Here is a 24,150-nt window from a genome sequence, read left to right on the forward strand (position 1 = left end):
CTGAAAGATAATATCTTGCAAAGTGCACCTCTTTGAAGTTTTAAATAAAAAATCTCGCAACACCGCCGGAACGGTGCTGCGAGATATCACATTGTGGGCCTGGGGAGACTTGAACTCCCACGTCCTAAGACACTGGAACCTAAATCCAGCGCGTCTGCCAATTCCGCCACAAGCCCGTAGCTCGTATCATTTTACTCATGACTTTCAGATCACAAAATCGCGCCGTCCACGGGCTCCTCGAGCCCACCTAGAAGTGCGGAATGTTACAACTTTAGTTCGACTTGATACACTCGAACATTGTGAGCGATACTAAGGATTTCCACGAGGCAGAAGGCGCTGAGCAGCCCGCCGAGGGTGCTCCAAAGCGTTCGCGCGTCAAGATTAAGGCGTGGCACATTGTGCTTCTCGTCGCCGCCGTGATTACTACCTTGTTGCTGGCGTGGTGGCAGTGGACTCGTTTCCAAGAAGGATCCGGAACTTTCCAAAACCTAGGCTATGCCCTGCAGTGGCCGCTGTTTGGTTTCTTCTTTGTCTACGCCTACCGGATGGGCATCAGGATGGAGAACGAGAAGATTGATGCCGAAAATAGTGCCGACGATCTGGACTATCTCTATGAGGCCGATCTGAAGGAATTCGGTGACGCCGAGAAAGAGCCAAAAATCACCGAGATCAAGGAAGATTTCCTCCCCGAGCGGCCTGAAATTAACGTCGACGAGTTCAATGCCTTGAACCAACCACGTCGTCAGCGCCCTAAGAATTCAGAAAGTGACTAGATGACCACCCCTTCGAACCCGCCAGCTGCGAGCACAGAGAGCACCGAGAGCACCGAAAACAAGGCACGCAAGATCCACCCGGAGCGCAAGCGCCGCGTCAAAACCGCGCTGAACCTCTTCTCGGTGACCGCGTGGATTACCGGCATCATGCTGTTGCTTCTTGTTGTCCGCATGGTCATGCAATACCTGTTGCACATGGACGTCAGCGCGCTCGGCTGGGTGGCTATCGCCCACGGCTGGTGCTACCTGCTCTTCTTCCTCGCTGCTCTGAACCTCGGCCTGAAGGCGCGTTGGAGCATGCCGCAGTGGATCGTCACGGTGCTCGGTGGCGTCGTTCCGTTCCTCTCCTTCTTCGTGGAGAAGTGGCGCCGCAACGAGGTCACCAAGAAGTTCCAACTGAACGAAGCCTAGCCCTGCCTAAAACAAGCTAATTAGCTAGCTGCGCAATCCACGGCGCGAGTTCACGCAACGCCTGCCCCCTATGGGAGCGGGCGTTTTTCTCGTCCGGGGTCAATTCCGCACTTGAGCGGCCAGGTGTATCGGCTGGCTCGAAGATTGGGTCATAGCCAAAACCGTTCTCGCCACGCGGCTCCTCCAAAAGAGCACCCTGCCAACGCCCTTCAGCGGTGTGCTCGGCCCCTCCCGGAATGACAAGTGCGCAGCAGGAGACGAAGGCTGCGTCGCGAAGCGAAATGTCTTTCATCTGCGCCAACAACAGTTCGTTGTTGGCTTGATCGTCGCCGTGGCCGCCCGACCACCGCGCCGAGAGCACGCCCGGCATCCCGTTCAGCGCCGCAACAGCCAGGCCCGAATCGTCCGCGATACACGCCATGCCGGTGGCCTCGGCGCCCGCACGCGCCTTAATCAGCGCGTTCTCCTCAAACGTCAGGCCCGATTCCACGGGCTCAGGGTAGGCAGGCACGTCCTTCAAGGAGTGCAGCACAACACCGCTTATCGACGATTCCTGCAACACGGCCTCAAGCTCCCGGAGCTTCTTGGCGTTGCCGGAGGCGACTAGGATGTCTACCATCCCAGCGCCGCCTTTTGAGCTGCGATGAGTTCCGTGCAGCCCTTCTGTGCAACGTCAAGCATGGCATCGAGGTCTTCACGGCCAAAGAGTCCGTGCTCGCCGGTGCCCTGGATCTCCACGAAGTTTCCGGACTCCTGCATGACCACGTTCAGGTCGACCTCTGCGCGAGCGTCTTCCTCATAGGGCAGATCCAGGCAGACGTGGCCATCGACGATGCCCACAGACACCGCTGCGATTGGCTGCAGCAGTGGTTCGCCAGGAACGACGCCACGTTGCTTGAGCACCTCAATAGCATCTGCCAGGGCCACATAGGCACCCGTGATCGAAGCGGTGCGCGTTCCTCCGTCGGCCTGCAGCACGTCGCAGTCGAGCTGGATGGTGTTCTCCCCCAGCTCAGACAGGTCAACGGCAGCACGCAGCGCACGCCCGACAAGGCGCGAAATTTCGTGTGTGCGGCCCTTGACCTTGCCCTTCATGGATTCACGAGGCATCCGGTCATGGGTGGCGGAAGGCAGCATCGCATACTCTGCGGTCAGCCAGCCCTCGCCGGAGTCCTTTTTGAACCGGGGTACGCCCTCTTCAACGCTGGCGGTACACATCACGCGGGTGTTGCCGAATTCCACCAAAACGGAACCGGCTGGGTTGTCGGTGAAGCCGCGGGTGATCCTTACTGCACGAAGTTGATCTAGTTCTCGGCCATCGGCGCGTTGGAAAGTTTCAGTCATGGATCCAAGGTTACTAGGCTCCTCGCTTTGCAGCCCGCTGCCTCCCACGCTAAAGGTTAAATTCCTGGCCTGGATAGCCGATGATGATCTCACCGTCGAATTCTTGCGCGGCGGCGGCAACCGTCGCTTCCTTGTCCGCCCACGGCTGAATGTGGACGAGCACGAGGACTTTCACGTTTGCTTCGCGGGCAACTCGGCCGGCTTCTGCACCGGAGAGATGCATGTTTTTGGTCTTGCCCTCACTGCTGGGACCCCACGCGGCCTCGCAGAGGAAGAGATCCGCATCGCGGGCGGCGTCGACAAGCAAAGGCGTATAAGCCGAGTCACCGGAATAGGTGATTACTTTTCCAAGGGAGGATTCCTCGACGCGCAGGGCATGCGACTCTTGTGCCGGATGCACTACAGGGTACGGGGTGACCGTGGCATGACCCAGGAGTTCTTTTTGGTAAGGAATCCACGGGGCAACTGCAAAGGTGTCCGAGATATCGTCGAAATCATTCGGGCCATCGGCACCCATTCGGCCAAAGAGCTCGGCAGCGTAGGAGGGGCCAAACAGCAGGTTACGTCCCTGCGCAGCAAGTTCTGGGTGATATCTGCGCCAAATTGCCAGCGATGTAAAGTCTGAACAGTGGTCTTGGTGGAGGTGGGAAAACACTAGGTGTGCGTCCGAAGGATTACGCAAAGCTTGCAGTGCTGCGACGGAACCCGGCCCAAGATCCATCACAATAGCTGGAGAATCATGGACCTCGACCAGGTACGAAGAACCTGGATTGCCCGGAGACCCGAGGGAGCCGGAACAGCCTAGAATGGTCAACTTCATAAGTACACTGTCCCACGTATCACGCAGAAATTCAGGTGACACGACAAATTTTATGCCGTGTCAATGTGCTGAACATTCTGCAGCACAGGACCCAGAAATCTACTTGCCAACTGTTTAAAGGTGCGAACATCACCAGTCGCTTCGAATTCCACCACTGGTTCATGGTCAGGGTCGGCGAACATGTCCTTTTCCGTCAGCACACGCATGACGTCTTTGGTTGTCTCTTCAGCCGATGACACAAGCGTAACGTGATCGCCAATTGCAAGTTGAATTACACCCGATAACAAAGGGTAATGGGTACACCCGAGGACCAAAGTATCTACGCCAGCGGCTTGGAGGGGCTCGAGGTAGCCTTCTGCAACCCCCAGGATTTGGCGCCCCGATGTCACTCCGCGTTCCACAAAGTCCACGAAGGCCGGGCATGCCGCGGCAGTAACTTCAACGTCGGGATTCAAGGAGAACAGATCCTGATACGCACCGGAGTTGATCGTGCCGACCGTTCCAATAACTCCCACTTTTCCGTTGCGGGTAGTCGACATTGCGCGACGCACTGCAGGCCGGATCACTTCCACAACGGGTATGTCGTAGCGCTCGCGGGCATCGACAAGGAAGGCGGCGGTTGCGGTATTGCAAGCGATGACAAGCATTTTGCAGCCACGTTCGACGAGTTCGTCGGCGATCTTCATCGCGTGTCGACGAACATCTGCAATCGGTAGCGGACCGTATGGGCCATTTGCAGTGTCGCCAATATAGATTATCGACTCCCCGGGCAGCTGCTCCATGATCGCTCGCGCAACCGTGAGCCCTCCAACTCCTGAATCAAACACTCCAATGGGAGCATTGTGGTCAACCGGCTGTTCTCCCGGTGCTGAGTTCTGCTGGCCGTTTAAGTTCGATACAGTCACAAATCTGAATCCTACGCGGTTCTGTCAGTGTGCAAAGCATCCACAATTTTTGCCATCGCGGAATCCAATGCTCCAAGTTCATAATCGGTGAGATTGTCGAAGAAGATCCGGCGAACTTCCGTGGTGTGCTCTGGTGCAGCCGTTTCAACGACTTTATTACCTGCATCAGTCAACTCTGCAATGGTGGAGCGCCCGTCGTGCGCGTCGGGAATGCGCCGTACAAGGCCACTTTTTTCCAAGCGCGTAATCACACGCGAGAGGTGAGACAACGACATATCCGTAGCTGTTGCCAAATCACTGAGCCGAATTGTCCCATGCTCGCTCACGGCAATTTGCCACAGAGCCATAAAGTCAAAGTGGCCGATTCCAGCTTCCCGCTTTAGGCGTGCATCCAACTTGGAGGGAAGTGCCATGTGTAATGCCCATAAATTCCCCCAAGTCCGCGCTTCTTCCTCATTTAGGAAATTGCCTAACTTTTTATCCATATTTGGCATTGTACGTAACGAATTCATAAAGATAGAGTTACAAACCGATCAGATGAAACTTGCTGTAGTAACTACCGAAATAACCAGCAATAATGTAAATATTATCAAATGGCTACTATGAAACTGCCAAGGAATCCCCAGCTAATCACAGGAACCTTTAGCGACCTAACTTCCTGGCCCGTCTCTGTTGTCGCTTGGCCTGCAACGCCGGCGGATCATCGGAAGTAATAATCATGCCGGCAAGGAAGCCACCGATAGCACCGAAGAGGTGTGCCTGCCAGCTCACCCCTGGAGTACCTGGCAGCATGCCCCAGACCAAGCCGGAGTAGGCGAACCCGAGGACGACACCCAGCAGGATCTGGCGGAAAGAGCGGTTGAAAATTCCGCGGACAATCAGGTACACCAACCAGCCGTAAACAAGACCCGACGCACCAATATGGTTCGTGCCAATCCCGCCGAACAGCCACACTCCAACACCGTCTACGACCGTGACAATGGCCGTGACCTCCCAAAACACCCTGTGGCCGGAGAACCCGATCAGGAAACAGAAGATCGCACCAGGTATCGAGTTAGAAATCAAGTGTTCAAGGTTGGCATGCAAAAGCGGCGAGACGAACATGTTCAACAAACCAGAAGGGTCCAACGGGTGGATACCGAAGGCCTTCAAGTTACCGTAGAAGAAGATCTCGTCGACAAAGAAAACCGACCAGATCACAACGAGGTAGCCGACGGCATAGAACAATCCGGTCTTCGCCCCGTAGCTTTTCGCGTGACGACGAGGCGCCTGGTTAGGCACCTGATTTCCGTAAGGCTGCATGGGCCGTCTCCCCGACGGCTGTTGCGAGTACGGGGAGTTGTAGCTGGAGTTTGGCGGATAGTAAGTCATCACCAGCTAGCTTACTGTGCAATCTCCTGCCATGTCCGCACGTCATACCCAACTCCGGCACTCTTCACAGCATCTACGATTGCCTCCTCGACGCACCACGCAGCAGCTTCACAGAGGCGACCGACTACAAGTGAGTCCTGGACCTGCGTACTTTCTGCCGTGGACACGGCAAATAACGTATCCCCGTCAAGGGGTGAATGCGCAGGTCGCACCGCCCGAGCCAACCCGTCATGGCCGGTCATGGCCAGGCGCTGCAGCTGAGCCACAGGCAGAGGCGCGTTCGTGGCAATGACGCCAATGGTCGTGTTCAGCTTCGATGTGGGTCGTTCAAGAGCATTAAAAGATTGCTTGTCGACGACGCCGTGATCCCCGGTAGCGAAGAACTCTCCAGTCGCCTCGTCGATGACATTTCCCATCGGATTAGCTACGACTGCCGCGGCGACCACGTATTCGTCGACAAGCGATGAAGCCTGGCCGAAACCGCCCCGCAGTACCCCCGCGGTCGCCCCGCACCCGGCACCGATGCTTCCCGACGATGCATCGGGCGCCTCGAAGGCTGCTGCGACAGCGCGCGCACCGTCCTCTGCGGACGGGCGGATTGGTTCGCCCACGACCAGGTCGAAGATGACTGCCGCCGGAACGATGGGCACGCGTGGGCCGGGATTACCCTCTCCGAAGACGGCGAATCCCCTACCGCGGGACTCCAACTCGCGCATCGCGCCGTCGGCTGTGGCGAGGCCGAATGCCGAACCGCCGGACAACATGATGGCGTGGACGCGCTCGACGGTGTTGTGGGGCGCAAGCAGATCCGTTTCGCGCGTTCCGGGGCCACCTCCGCGCACATCGACGGCACCGACCATGCCGCCCGGCGCGTCTGAGACGATGGCTGTCACCCCGCTGGAACCTAGTGATTGATGTCCAACGCGAATACCGGGGACATCGAGGATCGTTCCGCTCATGGCCATACCTATTTCTATTTCGCTTTATTTCGCTAAAACGTCAAGCAAGCTCTCCTGGCAGTACCCCATCCACTCAACCAGATTCTGCCGATCTTGCACCGCACCCTCTCCACCGCGCTCGTCTGCGGAAACATACAGGCGCAAGTCATTGAGCCCGGCGAGGAATTGATGTGCCTCGGCCTCGTCCAACGAGACCTCAACCCCGCCGTCCGGCCCCAAGACGGTGTTCATGAGCTGGAGGTTTTGTAACTTCGACTTAATAATGTCGGTTTCGTGCAGGCTGCGCAGCAAGGAATTGTCGCCGTCATACTCCTCATCGCCGTCGCGTTCGAAGTCCGGCAGCAAACGCGCAAGAGAGGGATCCTGCGGTGCATCCTTATGCCCAGAGGGCAGATCCATCATCTGCGCCAGTTCATCCTTCGGCGCGGATTGGGCACGTCCGATTAATGCCTCGGAGACCGTTGCTGTGAGATCACCCAAGATCTCGCGCTCCATTGGATCAAATTTGGTGGTGTATTTGACGCTGCGCATCAGGCCCTTTTTCCTGCGCCAAGCCTCCATAAAACTTCCTCTCCGCTGGTTCTGCTTGTCGTGTGCCCAACTAATACTTCTGCTGTGGCAAGTTGGGGCGTGTTAGCCTGCCTGCTGCATGGTCGCCCACAGCCCAGCTGTGTGAAGCTTTTTCACGTCGCCTTCAACTTTGTCTTTCTCGCCAGTAGACACGACAGCCTTGCCTTCGGTATGTACTTGCATCATCAGCTCGTTGGCCCTTTTGCGGTCATACCCCAAAACAGTTTGAAATACGTAAGACACGTAGCTCATCAAATTGACGGGATCGTCCCAGACTATGCACATCCACGGTAGGTTCTCCGCGGACGCGACATTAACCTCTAACTGTTCGTCGAGTTCCGGGGTAGCCATAGGGGATCCCATGCGTGGATTTCCGTTCATGCTACTAAGGATACTCAAAGTATACTGTGAGGTACATGCGGGTCAGCGCATTGATCTCCTATAAGTTAGGATTTACTTAAATCCAGCTGATAATTGCTTGAATAACCCTTATTTTAAAGGAATCCCATGCCCAACTTTGCCTCGGTGCTTGACCGCTACAAAGATCTCTTTCGGCCTGTTGTGGCTGCACTAAGTGTTGTTTTCGCGCTCCTATCCACGATTTTTACTGCGATGAACTCCACCGCCCCGGACACTTCAAGCGTAAATGCCCGCGCAAATGGGTACGTGGCTCCGCCCTACACACAAAGCCAGAACCTCGAGCAAATCCGCGGTGATTTCTTTTATGCAGTCTTGTCTCTGCGCGCTGACGAACCTGGAATTGATCCAGTTGCAATCAACCTAGATCTGCAACGAGTGGCACAACTCCACGCTGAGGGCAATGCGGTGACCGGCAACGAAGCAAACCTGGACATGAGTGTTGCGATGGTCCAGCACCACCTGCCTATCGATCAAGCCACCGGTAGATCACTTCTGGATGCTTTCCTTTATTCGCCCGAGCACACTGCAGTTTTACTCGATTCACGCCACAAAAACATTGGTGTCGGCGTGGCTCAGGGCCACGAGAATGTGTGGATCACCGTCGTCTTCTCCCAGTAGTTCCAGCAGCATTTCCAGCTCCTCTGCGTGTACCGCTGCACGTGGCGTCCGCATTTTTCCCTCGCTGTGACGTAGGTCCCTACGATATGCTGGAAAACTGTGAATGAATCTTCCTCTACTAGCCCAGACCGCTCAACATCGTTTCTCACCGATAAATATGAGTTAACAATGCTTGAGGCAGCGCTGCATGATGGCACAGCGCACCGCATTAGCACCTTTGAGGTGTTCTCGCGCAAACTCCCCAATGAGCGCCGCTACGGTGTTGTCGCAGGAACTGCACGCGTTCTCCGAGCGATCAGGGATTTTCGTTTCACTGAGGAACAGTTAGCCACCCTCGATTTCTTAGATGCGGACACCATTGAGTACCTGCGCAATTACAAGTTCTCCGGCGACATGGATGGGTACCGGGAAGGCGAACTGTATTTTCCTTACTCCCCGATTCTGACTCTGCGGGGAACTTTCGCAGAATGCGTTGTTTTGGAAACAGTTATCTTGTCCATCATGAACTCGGATTCCGCTGTGGCCTCCGCAGCGGCACGAATGGTGACGGCAGCTGATGGCCGCCCGATCATCGAGATGGGTTCGCGCCGCGCGCACGAATACGCAGCCGTGACCTCTGCGCGCGCAGCTTACCTCGCCGGGTTTGAGGCAACTTCCAATATGGAAGCAGAGTTCCGCTACGGAGTTCCTGCTTCGGGTACCTCGGCACATGCGTGGACGCTGTTACACATCAATGAAGATGGCTCCGCAAACGAGAAGGAAGCGTTCCGCTCCCAAATTGAATCTCTCGGCGTGGACACTACCTTGCTCGTAGATACCTATGACATCACCCAGGGTGTCAATAACGCTATCGAGGTCGCAAGCACCGAGCTTGGCGGGGTGCGCATCGATTCGGGTGATCTCGGAGCAGTCACCCGCCGCGTGCGGCGCCAGCTCGATGAGCTGGGCGCCTACAACACCAAGATTGTGGTCTCCTCCGACCTCGACGAATTCGCCATCGCAGGCCTGCGCGGCGACCCTGTAGATATCTATGGTGTGGGCACCTCCGTTGTCACCGGCTCCGGTGCCCCGACTGCAGGCATGGTGTACAAACTCGTCGAGGTTGATGGGCACCCTGTGGCCAAGCGTTCCCGCGGAAAGACCATGATGGGCGGGGCAAAGACCGCGGTGCGTGCATACAGGAATACCGGTGTCGCAGTGGAGGAAGTAGTGACCCCCGCCGACCATCCGGAACCAGAGAAGGCTGGGTTAACCTGTCGCCAGCTGGTTGTTCCACTGATCCGTGCGGGCGAGATTGAACCCCAGCCTACGCTCGAGGAATCCCGCAACTACCTCGCGGAACAAATCCACACCCTGCCGTGGGAAGGATTGGCCCTATCGCGCGATGAACCTGCTATTCCTACCCGGCTGGTTGGCTTTCCGGAAGACGATAGTCGCTAGACTCTTTCGTTGTGAGTGACCAGCCTCTAAACCAATCAACCACCGACCTGCTCAGCGCCGCCGTCGCTGCCCTTGGGGGCGCCGAGCGTCCTGGCCAGGTCGCAATGGCAAAGGCGGTTACCAAGGCCCTCGAATCCGAGCGTCACCTCGCGGTCCAAGCCGGCACGGGCACGGGTAAGTCTCTGGCCTACCTCGTCCCCGCCATCCGCCACGCCCAAGCCAGCGGGACCACGGTGATCGTCTCCACGGCGACCATTGCGCTGCAACGCCAGCTCGTCGAGCGGGACCTTCCCCGCCTCGCCGACGCACTTGAGCCCCTCGTCGAGAAGCGACCTACCTTCGCTATCCAAAAAGGGCGCTCGAACTACGTGTGTTTGCACAAGCTCGCGGTCCCAGATGAGGCACCAGAGGCGCTTTTCGACGACGAAAACTCCTCGCAAACTTCGTGGATGGGGAAACAAGTCGCACGCGTGCACGACTGGGCGCAAGAGACTGAGACCGGTGACCGCGATGACCTCGAGCCGGGTGTGCCCGATATGGCCTGGCGGCAAGTCTCCGTCACCTCAGCGGAATGTCTAGGCGCAACGCGGTGCCCGCATGGCACAGAATGCTTCGCTGAGCTGGCAAAAGCGCGTACGAAAGACGTCGATATCGTGGTGACCAACCACGCGCTTTTGGCCATTGATGCCTTAGCCGACGTGGATATTCTCCCTGAGCACGACGTTGTTATTGTCGACGAGGCCCACGAGCTCGATGGTCGGATCACCTCGGTGGCAACCTCGGAGATCTCGGCACGCGCACTAACTATGTCTGCACGCCGCGCCGGCAAACTCAATGCGACGAAAGAGAAAGACGATCTGGAAAAGGTCGTCGACGATTTCACCGCCACCGTTGATCTGGAAGAACCCGGTCGCTGGGAGAACATCTCGGATTCGGCCCGTGGTGCCTTCGTCGGTGTCCGCGATGGCCTCTGGAAAACCCGGGAGGCCATTTCCAGGGCACCCGAGGGTGAATCCACCAACGACCCGGAACGCTTCGCGGAGCGGGAGAACCTGAAGAATCACCTCCAAGACCAGCACGATGCCGTGGTGCGCATCCTGGACGTGTTCGATGAGGACAATCCCGCCGACTACGACGACGTGGTCTGGCTGGAGCGCTCCGAGCGCTATGGCGACACCGTTGCTGTTGCTCCCCTGTCCGTTGCAGGTTTACTGCGCGAGAAGCTCTTCGGCGAGCAAACTGTCGTGCTCACTTCTGCCACTTTGAACGTGGGTGGGAATTTCAACGCGATGGCCGCAAGTTGGGGTCTGCCCCAGGATTCGTGGGATGCCCTCGATGCGGGCACGCCTTTCAACCCGCGCAAGTCCGGGATTCTCTACACCGCCAAGCACCTGCCGCAGCCCGGCCGCGATGGCCTTGCTGAGGAAACCCTCGACGAGATCGCCGGGTTGATCACGGCTGCCGGGGGTCGCACGCTGGGGCTTTTCTCGTCGAAACGCGCAGCTCAGCAGGCTGCCGAGGCGATGAAGAAGCGCCTTCCCTTCGACATTTTGGTCCAGGGGGAGGATTCCACGGGGGCACTCGTCGAGAAGTTCTCTGCGAACGAGAATGTCTGCCTCTTCGGTACCCTCACGCTCTGGCAGGGCGTGGATGTGCCGGGGCGTTCGCTCTCGCTGGTGATCATCGACCGGATTCCGTTCCCCCGCCCCGACGACCCCTTGCAGCAGGCGCGCGTGAAGGCCGCGGACGCTGCCGGGCGCTCAGGCTTTATGGAAGTGTCGGCGACGCACGCGGCGCTGCTCATGGCGCAGGGTGCGGGCAGGCTCCTGCGCAGCGTTGACGATCGAGGTGTTGTCGCCGTGCTCGACCCGCGCCTGGAAACCAAGCGCTACGGCAGTTTCCTGCGCAAGAGTTTGCCCGATTTTTGGTCGACCACAGATCCCGACGTTGTGCGGGGCGCTTTACGACGATTAGTCGCACCCCCTTCCAAATAAAACCGAATCAGATAGTGTTAAAACATGGCTCGAAATCCTGTTCGCTCAAGCTGCGCCCAACCCCACGAATGTGGCCTTGACGTGCGCTTGAACGCCCTCGCGCGCAATTCACTTACCAAGCACTTGAGCCACGATGACCACCTTGTGCTGGATACCTACCTCTCCGCATGGGCATGGGGTCCGGACGAACCGATCCTTTTTGCCGGCGAGGAAAGCGAGGGCAGCTACCTGATTGTGCATGGTCGCGCGCGAGTCAGTCGCGACACCGCCGACGGGCGAAATATCACCATCGATATTGCAGCCCCCGGCGACATTGTCGGGCCGATCTCCTCACACATTGCAATTGCCGAGAACTCCGTCTGGGCGATGGAAACCACCTGCGCCCTCTACCTCGAGCACACCGCCCTGGCGGAAGTTCTACAACGCTGGCCCTCTGTTGGCGTCGAGCTACTGCATCTGCAACAGACCCGCCTCGCCGAAGCGAATGACCGCGGGGTCGCCCACGTTTCACGTACGGTTGATCAGCGCGTTGCGGCGGTTTTAGTGCGTCTCGACGAGAAAATGGGCCAGCGGATGTCCGACGGCACGCATTTGATCCAGGTAAGGATTCGTCGAGAAGATATTGCTGGTATGGCAGGCACTACTGTTGAATCCGCATCGCGAGCCATGTCAGCGCTAAAGAAGCAGGCCGTCATCGATTCCGGACGTGAGTGGGTGCGCATTCTCGATGCTGAGCGTCTCGCGGATATCGCCCAGAGCTGAAAATGGAGTGACTATTCTTTAGGTTTACTCGTCAGACCGAGGCTGGTCGTGCTGCCACGGTGATCGAGTCCGGCGCAACCTCGGTAAAACCAGCGTCTCGAACTAACACGGCGCTGTCGTGGGCGATGAATTCACGGAACTCCTCGCCTGAAATTTCGACGACATTAAGCGGGAACCCCTGCTGCGACCACGCCACAGCCTCCTCGGTGGGAAGTGCAGCCGCGAAGAGCATACTTGCGTGGCCCACCTGGGCAGCGGCCTTGCCAGCAGTCATCTGCAGAGAAGCGTCAACGGCAATCGTTGGAAATTGCGGATTGAATTGATCCTCGTCTCCAGCGGGAACGTCGGTTCCTTGAATTTGCAGCTTGCTAATTGCTGCTGGGACTTCGCTAACGGCTGAAGAGATAAATGCCCGGGCCTGCGCACTTCCAAAGCTGGCAGTTACGCCGGCGAGTCCTTGCACGTCATCCCAAGCCTTGTTTCGGCCACGCCGAGCTACTTTACGGATCAGGTGGCCGTACCACTGTTCCAAGTGGGAGTGCCATTTTTCATCACTTATTGCTTCCGGCGCCATGCACACACCGACAACCGCCTGCGCCGCTGCAACGAGCAGGTCATTGCGGGTCGGCTGACCAGTTTTCGGAATGTGCAGTGCGATCTGCATCGCCTGTACTGTTGCCGGATCTCCCGGGTCCTCCCCGCGCTGGCTTCGATCACTGGCCACCGACGAGGCTAAGAACTGGTGTGCTTGAGCAATAAGTTCTGATTGCATTACTGCAACGGTACTCGCCTGTAGGTGCCCTCTTCCAGATCAGAGGAATCAATCTCACTGCGTGGAATGCCCATGATGTGCAGCACGGAGTCGAGGAAAGGAGTGGTGATCGAAGTATCTGCGACTTCTTTCAAGGCTGGACGAGCATTAAAAGCAATGCCTAGTCCGGCAGCTGAAAGCATGTCAATGTCATTGGCGCCGTCGCCCACAGCCACGGTCTGCGCCATTTCTATGCCCGAATCCTCAGCGAACTCAGCAAGGAAATCTGCCTTCGCCTTGCGGTCAACGACCTTTCCGATGACGTTGCCCGTGAGCTTTCCATCAACAATCTCAAGAGTGTTCGCACGAAGGTAGTCCAGCTCGAGCTCTTCTCCCAGATCTGCTAGGACCTGAATGAACCCGCCGGAGACAACTGCTGTGCTGTAGCCCATCTTCTTCAACGTGCGAATTGTGGTCCGTGCGCCCGGAGTCAGTTCAATATCGGCAGCCACCTCGTCAATCACCGACTCATCCAGGCCTGCCAGTGTTTTCACGCGCTGACGCAAGGACTCTTCGAAATCGATTTCACCACGCATCGCGCGTTCGGTGACTTCGGCAACTTCAGCTTCCTTGCCTGCATGCGCCGCAAGCATCTCGATGACCTCACCGGTGATTAGTGTGGAATCGCAATCGAAGCACACCAGGCGCTTCGCACGACGGGTCAAACCAGCTTCTTCAATAGCTAGGTCGACTCCCAAACGCGGTGCAAGCTCTCCCAATGCTTGGCGGATCGCCTTACCGTGCTCATGCGCCGACTCTGGAATCGTGATGTAGAGCTCGAGGCCTGTGACAGGATAATCGGAGATACCGCGAATACGGTCAATGTTCGCATCGAAGTTTGCGATGGTCCGACCAACTTCGGACACGTGCTCTGCTGTAACCGGGTTACCCAACATCACCACAACGTGGGTCGAACGTGGCCGACTCCGAGTTGCTACCTCAGCTCCCACTTCTAGGGTGACGCGCTGACCGTAGCCCTTCAATGTCTCAGTAAGGCCCTCGTTGAGCTGAGGCACCTTTTCTTCATTGACCCCAATGAATGCTGCGAGATACAGGTTGCCACGGAAGTTGGCTTGCTCAACGTCGAGGAGCTGAACACTGTGGCTCGACAGCACGCGGAATGTTGCTGCTGACACGCCCGGGCGATCCGGACCGGTCACAGTTACAACTGCATGCTCAAGCCCTGGCTGCAGTTCGACTACTTCAGTGGTCACGAGGAAATCTCACGTCCTTGAATGTTGTTTCTTTAGTATTTTTCTGACAGAACCCTGCAAAGGGTGTAGTGTACCCACCCTATTAAACCCTAAACCCCCAAGACTCGGTTAAACCGAGTCTTGGGGGCAGAACGTAGTCAGTTAGTTCTTAGGGCTTGTGCGACTCTTAGTGGGAGCCGACGTGCGCTTCCCTGCGCATTCTCTCAACCATGTGCGGGTAGTGCAGCTCGAACGCTGGGCGCTCAGAGCGAATACGTGGAAGGGAGGTGAAGTTGTGGCGAGGAGGAGGGCAAGAGGTTGCCCACTCGAGGGAGTTGCCGTAACCCCATGGGTCGTCGACGGTAACAATCTCGCCGTAGCGCCAGGACTTGAAGACATTCCAGACAAGTGGGATGACCGAAGCGCCTAGGACGAAGGAGAAGACGGTGGAGATCTGGTTGAACAGCGTGAAGCCGTCGGAGTCCAGGTAGTCCGCGTAGCGACGAGGCATACCCATGTTGCCCAGCCAGTGCTGGATCAAGAAGGTGCCGTGGAAGCCGATGAAGGTCAACCAGAAGTGCCACTTTGCCAGACCTTCGTCTGCCATACGTCCGGTGATCTTCGGGAACCAGAAGTACACACCAGCGAAGGAGGAGAACACCACGGTGCCGAAGAGGGTGTAGTGGAAGTGGGCAATCAGGAAGTAGGAGTCAGCCAGGTGGAAGTCCAGTGGTGGAGATGCGAGCATAATGCCGGTCAGACCACCGAAGAGGAAGGTCGACATAAAGCCCATTGCCCAAATCATTGGAGACTGCCACGTGATATGGCCGTTCCACATCGTGCCCACCCAGTTGAAGAACTTCACGCCGGTTGGAACGGCGATCAGGAACGTCATGAAGGAGAAGAATGGCAGAAGGACTGCACCGGTGACGTACATGTGGTGAGCCCACACAGCCATGGACAGACCAGCAATTGCCAGCGTTGCGAAGATCAGGCCGATGTAGCCGAAGATTGGCTTACGGGAGAACACTGGAACGATCTCGGAGATCACACCGAAGAATGGCAGTGCGAGGACGTACACCTCAGGGTGACCGAAGAACCAGAACAGGTGCTGCCACAGGATGGCGCCGCCGTTTGCGGAGTCAAAGATGTGGCCGCCAAGCTTACGGTCGTACAGAACGCCAAGTGCTGCTGCGGTCAGCAGTGGGAAGATCATCAGGGCGATGATCGAGGTAGCCAAAATCGTCCACGTAAAAATTGGCATACGGAACATGGTCATGCCTGGTGCACGCATGGTCAAGATGGTGGTGAGCATGTTGATTGCGGAAGCAATCGTACCGATACCCATTGCACCAACACCGATGATCCACAGGTCAGCGCCAACACCTGGGGTGTGAACCTGATCCGACAGTGGAACGTACATGGTCCAACCGAAGTCAGCCGCACCGCCTGGGGTAAGGAAGCCAACCAGAACTGCAATAATGCCGGCCTGGGTAATCCAGAAACCGAAAGCGTTCAGGCGTGGGAATGAAACGTCAGGTGCACCGATCTGAAGAGGCAAGATGTAGTTAGCGAAGCCCCAAACGATTGGCGTACCGAATGCCAGCAACATGATCGTGCCGTGCATGGTGAACAACTGGTTGAACTGCTCGTTGGAGAGGAACTGGAGACCTGGGGAGAACAACTCCGCACGAATCAGCAGTGCCATCAAGCCACCGACAAAGAACCAGATAAACGACATGATCAGGTACCAGACACCGAGTGTCTTGTGATCTGTCGTGGTTAGAATTTTATAGAGCTTTGAGCCTTTTCGGTCATTGCCGAAAGGCTCCGGCCTTTCCGGCGCGACGTGGTCGTCGAGCCTTGGCGCCACTGCGGTCATGCGATCCTCCTGACTACTGACGGGCCTTGCCATGCAATTCACATTGCACATCAAGGACTCGCCCATTTTGCTACCAGATCATCGTAGATGATCGGTACAACGATTTCCTAGCCACAAGTGGCCAGCAACGAAGTTGAGTTTATCCCTTTTTGAAAACATGGAAGTTAAAAGCCCACAGGTCCCCCCAATAAGTTGATGAAAAATCCAGCACGCAGGCGATATTGGCGCAGGTTGTGGCCTTCGACCCATTTGCTTAGCTAGATTCACACCCGCTTCACCCCCTAATGAGGTTCAAACTAATGGTTGACCAAAACGGTGGACAGCACGCCCCTTGACAGCAACCTGAGAACCGCCTGTAGAGAAACAGAGGAAACCCCTCAGTAAGATGCATATAAATACTCTTACGAGGGGTTTTGTTGACGCATCCGCGGATGTTGAATTAGAAATCCCAATCGTCGTCAGTAGTTTCCTCTGCCTTACCGATGACGTAGGAGGATCCCGATCCTGAGAAGAAGTCGTGATTTTCATCGGCGTTCGGTGACAGCGATGCCAGGATGGCTGGCGACACACGAGTCTCGTCGGCTGGGAAGAGGCCTTCGTATCCCAAGTTGTTTAGCGCCTTGTTTGCGTTGTAGCGCAAGAAACGCTTGACGTCTTCGGTCCAACCAATCGGATCGTAGATATCTTCGGTGTACTGCGCCTCATTTGTGTACAGGTCGAACATGAGGTCAAAGGTGTACTCCTTGAGCTCGTCCTTGCGGGTTTGGTTTTCCTCCGCGAGACCCTTTTGATACTTGTACCCAATGTAGTAGCCGTGAACGGCTTCATCACGGATGATCAGACGAATGATATCTGCGGTATTTGTCAGCTTCGAGTGAACCGACCAGTTCAGTGGCAAGTAGAAGCCCGAATAGAACAAGAAGGATTCGAGCATGACCGAAGCGATCTTCTTCTTCAGCGGATCGCCGCCTTCGTAGTAGCTCTGAATAATCTTGGCCTTGCGCTGAACCTCTTCATTTTCCTCAGTCCAACGGAACGCATCATTAATCTGCGGCGTCGAGGCCAGTGTCATGAAGATGTTGGAGTAGCTCTTTGCATGCACCGATTCCATGAAAGCAATATTGGTGTATACAGCTTCCTCATGCTGCGTGCGGGAATCTGGCAGCAATGAGATCGCGCCAACGGTGCCTTGGAGTGTGTCCAGGAGTGTCAAATTCGCGAAAACGCGCATCGTTGCGAGCTGCTCGTCCTGGTTCAGCGTCTTCCAACTTGGAATGTCATTGGACACAGGAATCTTCTCTGGCAACCAGAAGTTTCCTGTGAGGCGATCCCACACCTCGAGGTCCTTCTCATCTGGAATTTCATTCCAGTTAATCGCCTTTACAGGTTCCTTGTGCGTGCGCAGGTACTCGTCGTATTCATGCTCGTCAGGCATGCCCACCATTCCTTAGCTCCAGATTTTTCGAGGTTGTGCTTTGTTCAGCCAATTCAACCCCCCTTTCTATAAATGAAAGGGTTTCAACGGGTGAATCTTACTCGAAATATTAGGTGTCCTCTATCCGTGGTGGTGGGCGCAGTGGTGGGAGCTCCTTTACACCTCAGCCTCGGCGAGTTCCCAACGATTGTTTTGCAAGAATTGGTTCACGTTCCACTTCTCGCGAACCAACGTCAACCCTTCCGCATTCCTTATATATACGGCAGGAAGATACTCAATAAACATCGGTTGATGGCTCAATGTATAGGCGCCGACCTTTTTGAAAATGATCCGGTCCCCTTCCTTGAGCTCCACATCATCCGTGAGTTCCATGAGACGATCGCTTTCCATGTAGGTAAATCCACTGATGATCTGACGTGGAACAGTCGTCGTCGAATCTGACTTGAGCTCAATTTGGAATGGTTTCGTGCGCTTAAACAACGGATCGATATTTGTCCGACTTGCATCCGTAACCACAAATGTTGCGACATCGTTGTTTTTTACGTCAGTAACGGAAGCATGAAACTCGAACGGAACCGCAACCAGTGCGCCACCTGGTTCCACAATGAGCCGTGTCTGGTTCACATCGATCACAGGATCAAGGGCCTCACGAATCGCAGACACATAATCTGCGTATGTCGGCGTGACGTTAATGCCCCCGAAGAAGCCGCCTCCAATATCAACCCAGTCCAGATCGAGATCGTGCCGCCTAATCAGGTCTGCTGCGAGGCTCGCGGCGGCTCGGTACACGTCAACGCTTTGTGTGCGTGAGTTTCGGTGCATGTGTAGACCTGCAACCTTCACCCCGCCTTTCGCAAGCTCGTCTAGAGCACGATCCAATTCGCCTGATTGCTCATTAAACCCAAACCGGCTGCCGTCCTCGCCGGCATTGCTTTGTCCGGGACAGTAAGCTTCCAAATCCCAATTGATTCGCAGCCCCACCTTGATCTCTAGATCAGGTCGTTCCTGGGCTAACTCAGAGGCCCAGCGAATATCGCGGTTCGCGTCCAAGTTAACAATGGACCCCTCGAGCAGTGCCGACCGAAGACGGTCTCGGCTCTTGATCAGGCCGTTGTACACAATTTTGTCTGGGGCGTATCCCAGCGCTAGCGCCAATTCATATTCCGTGTCAGATACAACCTCGGCCCATGCGCCTCGTTCACGCATGAAATTCACCAACCACGGCAAGGCATTGGTTTTAAAGGAATAGGACAGGATCGATCCCGGCCAATGCTGATCCAAGGCTGACTGGAAACCATCAACTAAGGTCTCGAGGACTGGAACATCGACGACGAAACTAGGAGTAGGTGGATAAAGTTCTTCGGAAGAAACATGCTCGTTCATGGGAATAGCCTTTCACTAGGTGAATTACTGCCAAGAAGCGTGGACTCAGAAAGATTGCTGGTGCGTCGCCATGCCCGAATTGCTGCGGTTTAGGGAGTTTCCGATGGATTCGGCGGCTGAGAGCCACTCTTCAGAGCTCCTGCAGATTCATGTAGCTGAGGAGTTCGGTACGTGTCTAATCCTTCAGTCTCGTCCGCTGCATCAGGGAGGATTCCTTCTCTCCGGATGACGACAAAGACTGTACGTACTAAGATATCCAAGTCTTGGCGAAGTGTTGCGGTTTTCGCGTAATTGACGTCCAAGGCCAGCTTTTCGTCCCAATTGAGTCGGTTCCGCCCTCGTACCTGCGCCGCACCCGTGATACCCGGACGCATAGAATGGCGGATGCGCTCTTCCTCGGTGAAATAAGGCAGATAGTCCACGGGAAGAGGTCGGGGGCCGACGATTGACATTTCCCCACGGACAACATTGATCAGTTGCGGGATTTCATCGAGGCTAGCCCTACGTAAGAATGTCCCGAATCGAGTGTGCCGTTCGGTTTCCTCGAGTGTGTTTCCGTCTGCGTCTATCTCTGGCAGCATGGAGCGAAACTTCAGTACCTCGAAGACTCGATCGTCCTTTCCAACCCGTTCCTGTTTGAAGAAAACTGGCCGGCCCATGAAAATTCGTACGAGGACTGCCATAACTGCTCCCAGAGGGATCGTAATCGGTGCTGTGACTAGTACAGCTGCGGTGTCTAAGAAGCGTTTGGTGAACAACGTCGACCGCTTCGGAAGCCTATTCTTTGTCATGATACTTTCACCGCTTCTACGTACTTGCTGCCCACGGTACCGGGGAGACTACTTAACCAATCTGGATTGACGGGCAGGCCCGCAGCCCATGCCACATAGGCACTCGGAACGTGCGCCCCCGCTAAATGAGAGAACGGATACCCGCCACCAAACCGAGGGTTAACGTCAATGACAAAGGAATTTCCCTCGGCATCGATCATAAAGTCCAGGTCAATGAGCCCTGGGTGGGGGACGAGAGATGCAACTTTCTCGGCCTGGGCGACAAATGAATCAGGTCGAACCGTTTCTGCACGATCTGTTTCCCCGGCGCGCATTGAGATTTTTCGACGTGCGAGTGCCGCAACATAGGAGCCAGCAAGATCACACACCACATCGACGCCATACTCAAGGCCTGAGATACGTTCTTGCACAATGACCAGCGACCGAGGATCAACCTTGTCTTGCTTCAAGGCTGCTATCCCCTGCCGTGTGGTCACTTCGTGTGTTGCCAAATCGATTGCTGCTTCAAGCCCGTCCGCGTCCGTGAATTGTAGACCCCGTGAGGCGCTTCCAAATCGACCTTTGGTGACATATGAAAGGTCTGGGTTCATGGAGTTTGGCAGGTTGTCCGCCAACCACGTGCGTGGTGTTCGGACTCCCCCTTGGGCAAGTGCGTCGCCCATTTCAAACTTGTCCTCCACCAAATTTTGAATTCCTGGTGAGAGTCGGATCAATGGGGACCAGAATTTTACTTGGGGCAACCGTGCCCATTCGGACAACTCAAAATCATTAATCGACACAGCGATCTCGATGTCATATCGCTTCAAGGTATTGGACAGCCACCCGATATACGAAGGTTCGTCCACGCGTGGAGCAATGACAAAATGATCTGCGAAGGCTTGCGACGGTGCGAACGGATCTAAATCTGCTGCGATCACAGAACCTTGAAGGCCATTTGCGTGCAAAGCTTCTTGGAACCACCGCACCAGATATGGTCGACGTCCAACCGACGATAAGAGGATATTCATGAATGCATCTCCAAGAACTCATGTATTGCCTTGTCGACCCTATCTAAGTCCGCGCTACTCATCGCAGATCCGCTTGGCAGCGATAGACCTGTGTTAAATAACCGCTCACTAGTTCCATCGATGAAGGCCCGGCGATTCTGATGGACCGGTTGCAAATGCATAGGCTTCCACAACCGGCGCGCTTCAATCCCTTTGGTTTCGAGGAAGACCCTTAACTCCTCGACGGAGAAGCCTGCCTCAGGCTCATTAATCGTTATTGACGTTAGCCAAAAATTGTCGTGGGTGTCTCCGCCTTCAGCCCCCGAAGGTTCGCCGAAGATTGCCACCCCTGGAACATCGTGGAATAGCTCTTTGTAGTGGAGTCGATGCCCACGGCGGATTTCCACCATTTCATCAAGTCTTTTCAACTGTGCACGACCAACGGCCGCCAATAGATTAGACAACCTGTAATTAAAACCGATGTCGGTATGTTCGTAATAAGGAACCGGCTGCTTCGCTTGAGTGGACAGATAGAGAACTTTTTCGGCAAGTTCTTTGTCGTCGGTAAGCAATGCCCCGCCACCAGAGGTCGTCATAATTTTGTTGCCGTTGAACGAGATCGCCGAAGCAACGCCGAAAGAGGCCGAAGGCCGCCCATCACGAGTCGCACCAAACGATTCCGCTGCGTCAGAGAGCACTACTGCCCCGTATTTCTGTGCAATGCTGGCGATCTTGTCGTGATCAGCAACCTTGCCCAGCATATCCACAGGAACGATCGCTTTGACCTTTTGTCCCTCCGCATCCAACGTGCGCATCGTCTCTTCGAGAAGTTCAGGATTCATGTTCCCGGATTCATCGCAATCCACCAACACGGGCTCAGCCCCCGTGTAAATGATTGCGTTCGTTGTCGCGGCAAAGGTAAACGACGATGTCACGACAATGTCACCTGGACCTACTCCAAGCGCTAAAAGTCCTAAATGCAGCGCAGCAGTTCCCGAAGATAACGACACTGCGTAAGACCTGCGAGAGTACTCGGCCAATTCGGATTCAAAGGCTTGTACCTCGGGACCGAGTGGAGCAATCCATCCCGACCGAAAAGCTCGAATTAGGCCATCCTCTTCTGCCTGAGTTACATCAGGAGGTGACAGAAAGATCCGGGGTTGGCTCATTTAGTTAGTTCTTTCTGAGACTGCTGCGGCTTCAGATCCTGCTTAATCTCACTGAGGTACTCTTCCGTATCCAAATCTTCGGGATCCAGCTTTTCAGCCTTTGTATGAGAAATCAGCGGGTGAAAAGGCCGGAACTCGGTTTCATTGTCTGCGATGAGCTCTTCGTGAAGTTTTTCTCCCGGGCGCAATCCAGTGAATTTGATTGGGATATCTTTGCCAGAAATCTCAATCATCTGCTTGGCAATAGACAAAATGTTGACTGGCTCACCCATATCCAGGATCAAAACCTCACCAGCACTGCCGATGCCTCCGGCCTGCAGCACCAACTGACAAGCTTCAGGGATGGTCATGAAGTACCTGGTCGCCTGAGGATCTGTTACCGTAACTGGTTTGTCTTCAGCAATTAAGCGCACAAACGTTGGAACCATCGACCCACGGCTACCAATCACGTTGCCGAAACGCACAGACAGGTATTTTTTCCCGGTGTTGGCACCCGTCCAGGCAGTCAGCTTCTCTGCGTAGCGCTTCGAAAACCCAAGCACACTCGTCGGGTTCGCGGCCTTATCAGTGGAAATATTGATAAACGCCTCTACGTCCGCGGCACGAGCAGCCTCGAGGACATTCTTTGTGCCGTGCACATTTGTCTTCCAAGCTTCTAGCGGATACTGCTCGAGCATTGGCAGATGCTTCAAAGCCGCAGCATGGAACACAACCTCGGGTTTTCGATCAAGGAAGATCTGCTTCAGTGTCTCCTTATCCCGAATGTCTGCGAGAATTACCGCATCTGTTGAATCGGCCTGAGTTTTTCGGAGACTACGGTTAAAAGCCTTACTGGGCTTTTCGAGTGGTGTTGAATTCCTCGTAGTCCTGCTCGTATTCGATCGGGGGAACGTCACCGATCGATGAGTGCAGACGTTGGTGATTATACCAGTAGACCCACGAGGCCGTTTCCGTTTCGACCTCCTTGGCGTCCCTCCATGTCCGTGCAGGGTCGAAGTCGATGAGCTCAGTCTTGTAGAGCCCGTTCGTCGACTCCATCATCGCGTTATCCAACGCGTCACCGGCCGAGCCGATCGAGCCCTGCAACCCGGCCTCCGTCAGCGCGTCGGTAAACGCCAGCGAGGTATACTGGGCACCCGCGTCCGAGTGGTGGACGATGCCGGTGGCGGTGAAGTCCATCTTCGTACGCCGGCGGGAAAACAGGGCATGCTCCAGGGCCATGAGCACCATCCGGGTGTCCATCACCCGGGTCACGACCCAGCCGAGGATCATCCGTGAGTACGCGTCGACGATGAAGGCGACGTAACAAAAGCCCTGGCGTGTCCACACGTAGGTGAAGTCGGCGATCCACCACTGATTCGGGTGCGACGGATAGCTCCACCGCCGGTTGATCAGGTCCGGGTGCCGGCGGTGGGCCGGGTTGGCCACGGTGGTTTTCTTACGGTGCATTCCACGTGAGACGCCTTTGATTCCGGTGATCTTCATCAGTCGTTCGACCTGGTCACGGCCAACAGTCATGCCGTCGCGGACAGCGGCCTTCCAGAGTTTACGGCGGCCGTAGACCTTGCGGTTGGCCTCCCACAGCCGGTAGATGCGGTGAGCGGCATAGGCCTCATCCAACTCGGCGCCCGAAGGGCCGAAGCCGCGGGCCTGATGGTCGTAAAAGGTGCTTGGGGCAATCGCGATGCCATGGGCAGTCAAGGTTTCGCAGATTGGCTCGACCCCGAAGCGGTGGCGGTAGGTGCGGATGAAATCCACGATTACCGAAGTTTGCGGTCGAGCTCCGCCTGGGCGAAAAAAGCCGACGCCGTCTTCAAGATCTCATTCGCGCGTCGCAGCTTGGCCACTTCCTTGGCCTGCTCGTCGTAGGCGGCCTGGAGTTGCTCGTAGGACAGGGAACCAGGCTCAGGAGCTTCGGCCTGCTTTTCCTGTTTGCGGATCCAGTTGCGCAGGGTGGATTCCTTCACACCGAGAAGTTCACCGATCTCCCGGCGGGCGCCCGCCTTGGAGATATCGCCTTCCTCGAGGCGCTCGAAGTACATGCGCACCGCGCGCTCCTGCGTGGCTGCGTCGTACTGACTGGGTCGTGCCATGCTGATCTTCCTCCTAGGGT

At 55.9% G+C, this 24,150-nt stretch carries 25 protein-coding genes, 1 tRNA gene and 1 other annotated feature; of the genes, 6 read left to right on the forward strand and 20 right to left on the reverse strand.

What is annotated here, in order from left to right; all coding sequences use genetic code 11:
- Positions 1–94: 94 nt before the first annotated feature.
- Positions 95–176: transfer RNA gene (locus ACXZ66_RS11235), tRNA-Leu, on the reverse strand.
- 123 nt (positions 177–299) lie between these two features.
- Here ACXZ66_RS11235 and ACXZ66_RS11240 point away from each other — a divergent pair.
- Positions 300–773, forward strand: a complete 474-nt coding sequence (locus ACXZ66_RS11240; protein ID WP_458748845.1) for a hypothetical protein — start codon at positions 300–302, stop codon at positions 771–773.
- Positions 774–1,184 (forward strand): DUF3817 domain-containing protein, encoded by a 411-nt coding sequence (locus tag ACXZ66_RS11245; RefSeq protein ID WP_458748846.1) that lies wholly within the window; start codon positions 774–776, stop codon positions 1,182–1,184.
- A 16-nt stretch (positions 1,185–1,200) separates the two neighbouring features.
- Here ACXZ66_RS11245 and rdgB read toward each other — a convergent pair whose 3' ends face one another.
- The 9 genes from rdgB to clpS form a co-directional block, all read right to left on the reverse strand.
- Positions 1,201–1,803: an RdgB/HAM1 family non-canonical purine NTP pyrophosphatase gene (gene rdgB / locus ACXZ66_RS11250; protein ID WP_458748847.1), complete on the reverse strand. Its 603-nt coding sequence runs from the start codon at positions 1,801–1,803 to the stop codon at positions 1,201–1,203.
- Positions 1,797–2,528 carry a ribonuclease PH gene (gene rph, locus ACXZ66_RS11255; protein ID WP_458748848.1) on the reverse strand — a complete coding sequence of 244 codons (732 nt, stop codon included), beginning with the start codon at positions 2,526–2,528 and terminating at the stop codon, positions 1,797–1,799. Before rph ends, rdgB begins: the two co-directional genes overlap by 7 nt.
- A 49-nt stretch (positions 2,529–2,577) precedes the next feature.
- A complete protein-coding gene (locus ACXZ66_RS11260; RefSeq protein WP_458748849.1) occupies positions 2,578–3,348 on the reverse strand; it encodes an MBL fold metallo-hydrolase in 771 nt (256 codons plus the stop codon).
- A gap of 50 nt (positions 3,349–3,398) precedes the next feature.
- Positions 3,399–4,181: a glutamate racemase gene (murI, locus tag ACXZ66_RS11265; RefSeq protein WP_458751374.1), complete on the reverse strand. Its 783-nt coding sequence runs from the start codon at positions 4,179–4,181 to the stop codon at positions 3,399–3,401.
- 83 nt (positions 4,182–4,264) lie between these two features.
- A complete protein-coding gene (locus ACXZ66_RS11270) occupies positions 4,265–4,738 on the reverse strand; it encodes a MarR family winged helix-turn-helix transcriptional regulator (protein ID WP_458748850.1) in 474 nt (157 codons plus the stop codon).
- A gap of 157 nt (positions 4,739–4,895) precedes the next feature.
- On the reverse strand, positions 4,896–5,555 hold the full coding sequence (locus ACXZ66_RS11275; protein WP_458748851.1) for a rhomboid family intramembrane serine protease: 660 nt from the start codon (positions 5,553–5,555) through the stop codon (positions 4,896–4,898).
- 80 nt (positions 5,556–5,635) lie between these two features.
- Positions 5,636–6,583 (reverse strand): P1 family peptidase, encoded by a 948-nt coding sequence (locus ACXZ66_RS11280; RefSeq protein ID WP_458748852.1) that lies wholly within the window; start codon positions 6,581–6,583, stop codon positions 5,636–5,638.
- 24 nt (positions 6,584–6,607) lie between these two features.
- A complete protein-coding gene (locus tag ACXZ66_RS11285; RefSeq protein WP_458748853.1) occupies positions 6,608–7,144 on the reverse strand; it encodes a DUF2017 domain-containing protein in 537 nt (178 codons plus the stop codon).
- A 72-nt stretch (positions 7,145–7,216) separates the two neighbouring features.
- Positions 7,217–7,504 carry an ATP-dependent Clp protease adapter ClpS gene (clpS, locus tag ACXZ66_RS11290; RefSeq protein WP_458751375.1) on the reverse strand — a complete coding sequence of 96 codons (288 nt, stop codon included), beginning with the start codon at positions 7,502–7,504 and terminating at the stop codon, positions 7,217–7,219.
- A gap of 156 nt (positions 7,505–7,660) precedes the next feature.
- Here clpS and ACXZ66_RS11295 point away from each other — a divergent pair, with 156 nt between their 5' ends.
- The 4 genes from ACXZ66_RS11295 (at position 7,661) to ACXZ66_RS11310 (ending at position 12,387) form a co-directional block, all read left to right on the forward strand.
- Entirely contained in the window at positions 7,661–8,191 is a 531-nt protein-coding gene (locus ACXZ66_RS11295) for a CAP domain-containing protein (protein ID WP_458748854.1), read from the forward strand.
- 99 nt (positions 8,192–8,290) lie between these two features.
- The gene (locus ACXZ66_RS11300) at positions 8,291–9,631 is read left to right on the forward strand and encodes a nicotinate phosphoribosyltransferase (RefSeq protein WP_458748855.1); all 1,341 of its coding nucleotides are present in this window, start codon (positions 8,291–8,293) and stop codon (positions 9,629–9,631) included.
- Between the two features lie 11 nt (positions 9,632–9,642).
- Complete coding sequence (locus ACXZ66_RS11305; RefSeq protein ID WP_458748856.1) at positions 9,643–11,625, forward strand: ATP-dependent DNA helicase; 1,983 nt, start codon at positions 9,643–9,645, stop codon at positions 11,623–11,625.
- A 24-nt stretch (positions 11,626–11,649) separates the two neighbouring features.
- Entirely contained in the window at positions 11,650–12,387 is a 738-nt protein-coding gene (locus ACXZ66_RS11310; protein WP_458748857.1) for a Crp/Fnr family transcriptional regulator, read from the forward strand.
- A gap of 31 nt (positions 12,388–12,418) precedes the next feature.
- Here ACXZ66_RS11310 and ACXZ66_RS11315 read toward each other — a convergent pair whose 3' ends face one another.
- The 10 genes from ACXZ66_RS11315 to ACXZ66_RS11360 form a co-directional block, all read right to left on the reverse strand.
- The gene (locus ACXZ66_RS11315) at positions 12,419–13,159 is read right to left on the reverse strand and encodes a peptidyl-tRNA hydrolase (protein ID WP_458748858.1); all 741 of its coding nucleotides are present in this window, start codon (positions 13,157–13,159) and stop codon (positions 12,419–12,421) included.
- Positions 13,159–14,412: a phosphoserine phosphatase SerB gene (serB, locus tag ACXZ66_RS11320; protein ID WP_458748859.1), complete on the reverse strand. Its 1,254-nt coding sequence runs from the start codon at positions 14,410–14,412 to the stop codon at positions 13,159–13,161. The genes ACXZ66_RS11315 and serB overlap by 1 nt, the downstream gene beginning before the upstream one ends.
- Positions 14,413–14,578: 166 nt before the next feature.
- Complete coding sequence (gene ctaD, locus ACXZ66_RS11325) at positions 14,579–16,273, reverse strand: aa3-type cytochrome oxidase subunit I (RefSeq protein ID WP_458748860.1); 1,695 nt, start codon at positions 16,271–16,273, stop codon at positions 14,579–14,581.
- Positions 16,274–16,712: 439 nt separating this feature from the next.
- A complete protein-coding gene (gene nrdF, locus ACXZ66_RS11330) occupies positions 16,713–17,708 on the reverse strand; it encodes a class 1b ribonucleoside-diphosphate reductase subunit beta (RefSeq protein ID WP_458748862.1) in 996 nt (331 codons plus the stop codon).
- Positions 17,709–17,864: 156 nt separating this feature from the next.
- Positions 17,865–19,091 (reverse strand): type III PLP-dependent enzyme domain-containing protein, encoded by a 1,227-nt coding sequence (locus tag ACXZ66_RS11335; RefSeq protein ID WP_458748863.1) that lies wholly within the window; start codon positions 19,089–19,091, stop codon positions 17,865–17,867.
- Positions 19,092–19,180: 89 nt separating this feature from the next.
- Entirely contained in the window at positions 19,181–19,882 is a 702-nt protein-coding gene (locus ACXZ66_RS11340; protein ID WP_458748864.1) for a sugar transferase, read from the reverse strand.
- The gene (locus tag ACXZ66_RS11345) at positions 19,879–20,889 is read right to left on the reverse strand and encodes an ATP-grasp domain-containing protein (RefSeq protein ID WP_458748866.1); all 1,011 of its coding nucleotides are present in this window, start codon (positions 20,887–20,889) and stop codon (positions 19,879–19,881) included. Before ACXZ66_RS11345 ends, ACXZ66_RS11340 begins: the two co-directional genes overlap by 4 nt.
- Entirely contained in the window at positions 20,886–22,037 is a 1,152-nt protein-coding gene (locus ACXZ66_RS11350; protein WP_458748867.1) for a DegT/DnrJ/EryC1/StrS family aminotransferase, read from the reverse strand. The genes ACXZ66_RS11345 and ACXZ66_RS11350 overlap by 4 nt, the downstream gene beginning before the upstream one ends.
- Complete coding sequence (locus ACXZ66_RS11355; protein ID WP_458748868.1) at positions 22,034–22,933, reverse strand: polysaccharide biosynthesis protein; 900 nt, start codon at positions 22,931–22,933, stop codon at positions 22,034–22,036. The genes ACXZ66_RS11350 and ACXZ66_RS11355 overlap by 4 nt, the downstream gene beginning before the upstream one ends.
- A protein-coding gene (locus tag ACXZ66_RS11360; protein WP_458748511.1) for an IS3 family transposase occupies positions 22,866–24,130 on the reverse strand; the annotation gives its coding sequence in 2 pieces (ribosomal slippage) (positions 22,866–23,839 and positions 23,839–24,130; 1,266 coding nt in all). The genes ACXZ66_RS11355 and ACXZ66_RS11360 overlap by 68 nt, the downstream gene beginning before the upstream one ends.
- Positions 23,709–23,840, reverse strand: a sequence feature (AL1L pseudoknot). (Overlaps the previous gene by 132 nt.)
- Positions 24,131–24,150 lie beyond the last annotated feature (20 nt).

It is taken from the genome of Corynebacterium sp. S7, from assembly GCF_054401105.1.

Excerpts from the sequence above, each read along its gene's own strand:
- ACXZ66_RS11335 (WP_458748863.1), bottom strand. The coding sequence starts at position 19,091 with ATGAACGAGCATGTTTCTTCCGAAGAACTTTATCCACCTACTCCTAGT.
- ACXZ66_RS11345 (WP_458748866.1), bottom strand. The coding sequence starts at position 20,889 with ATGAATATCCTCTTATCGTCGGTTGGACGTCGACCATATCTGGTGCGG.
- ctaD (WP_458748860.1), bottom strand. The coding sequence starts at position 16,273 with ATGACCGCAGTGGCGCCAAGGCTCGACGACCACGTCGCGCCGGAAAGG.
- rph (WP_458748848.1), bottom strand. The coding sequence starts at position 2,528 with ATGACTGAAACTTTCCAACGCGCCGATGGCCGAGAACTAGATCAACTT.
- ACXZ66_RS11260 (WP_458748849.1), bottom strand. The coding sequence starts at position 3,348 with ATGAAGTTGACCATTCTAGGCTGTTCCGGCTCCCTCGGGTCTCCGGGC.
- ACXZ66_RS11285 (WP_458748853.1), bottom strand. The coding sequence starts at position 7,144 with ATGGAGGCTTGGCGCAGGAAAAAGGGCCTGATGCGCAGCGTCAAATAC.
- ACXZ66_RS11245 (WP_458748846.1), top strand. The coding sequence starts at position 774 with ATGACCACCCCTTCGAACCCGCCAGCTGCGAGCACAGAGAGCACCGAG.
- ACXZ66_RS11295 (WP_458748854.1), top strand. The coding sequence starts at position 7,661 with ATGCCCAACTTTGCCTCGGTGCTTGACCGCTACAAAGATCTCTTTCGG.
- ACXZ66_RS11310 (WP_458748857.1), top strand. The coding sequence starts at position 11,650 with ATGGCTCGAAATCCTGTTCGCTCAAGCTGCGCCCAACCCCACGAATGT.
- ACXZ66_RS11270 (WP_458748850.1), bottom strand. The coding sequence starts at position 4,738 with ATGGATAAAAAGTTAGGCAATTTCCTAAATGAGGAAGAAGCGCGGACT.
- ACXZ66_RS11275 (WP_458748851.1), bottom strand. The coding sequence starts at position 5,555 with ATGCAGCCTTACGGAAATCAGGTGCCTAACCAGGCGCCTCGTCGTCAC.
- nrdF (WP_458748862.1), bottom strand. The coding sequence starts at position 17,708 with ATGCCTGACGAGCATGAATACGACGAGTACCTGCGCACGCACAAGGAA.
- ACXZ66_RS11350 (WP_458748867.1), bottom strand. The coding sequence starts at position 22,037 with ATGAGCCAACCCCGGATCTTTCTGTCACCTCCTGATGTAACTCAGGCA.
- rdgB (WP_458748847.1), bottom strand. The coding sequence starts at position 1,803 with ATGGTAGACATCCTAGTCGCCTCCGGCAACGCCAAGAAGCTCCGGGAG.
- ACXZ66_RS11340 (WP_458748864.1), bottom strand. The coding sequence starts at position 19,882 with ATGACAAAGAATAGGCTTCCGAAGCGGTCGACGTTGTTCACCAAACGC.
- clpS (WP_458751375.1), bottom strand. The coding sequence starts at position 7,504 with ATGGCTACCCCGGAACTCGACGAACAGTTAGAGGTTAATGTCGCGTCC.
- ACXZ66_RS11280 (WP_458748852.1), bottom strand. The coding sequence starts at position 6,583 with ATGAGCGGAACGATCCTCGATGTCCCCGGTATTCGCGTTGGACATCAA.
- ACXZ66_RS11315 (WP_458748858.1), bottom strand. The coding sequence starts at position 13,159 with ATGCAATCAGAACTTATTGCTCAAGCACACCAGTTCTTAGCCTCGTCG.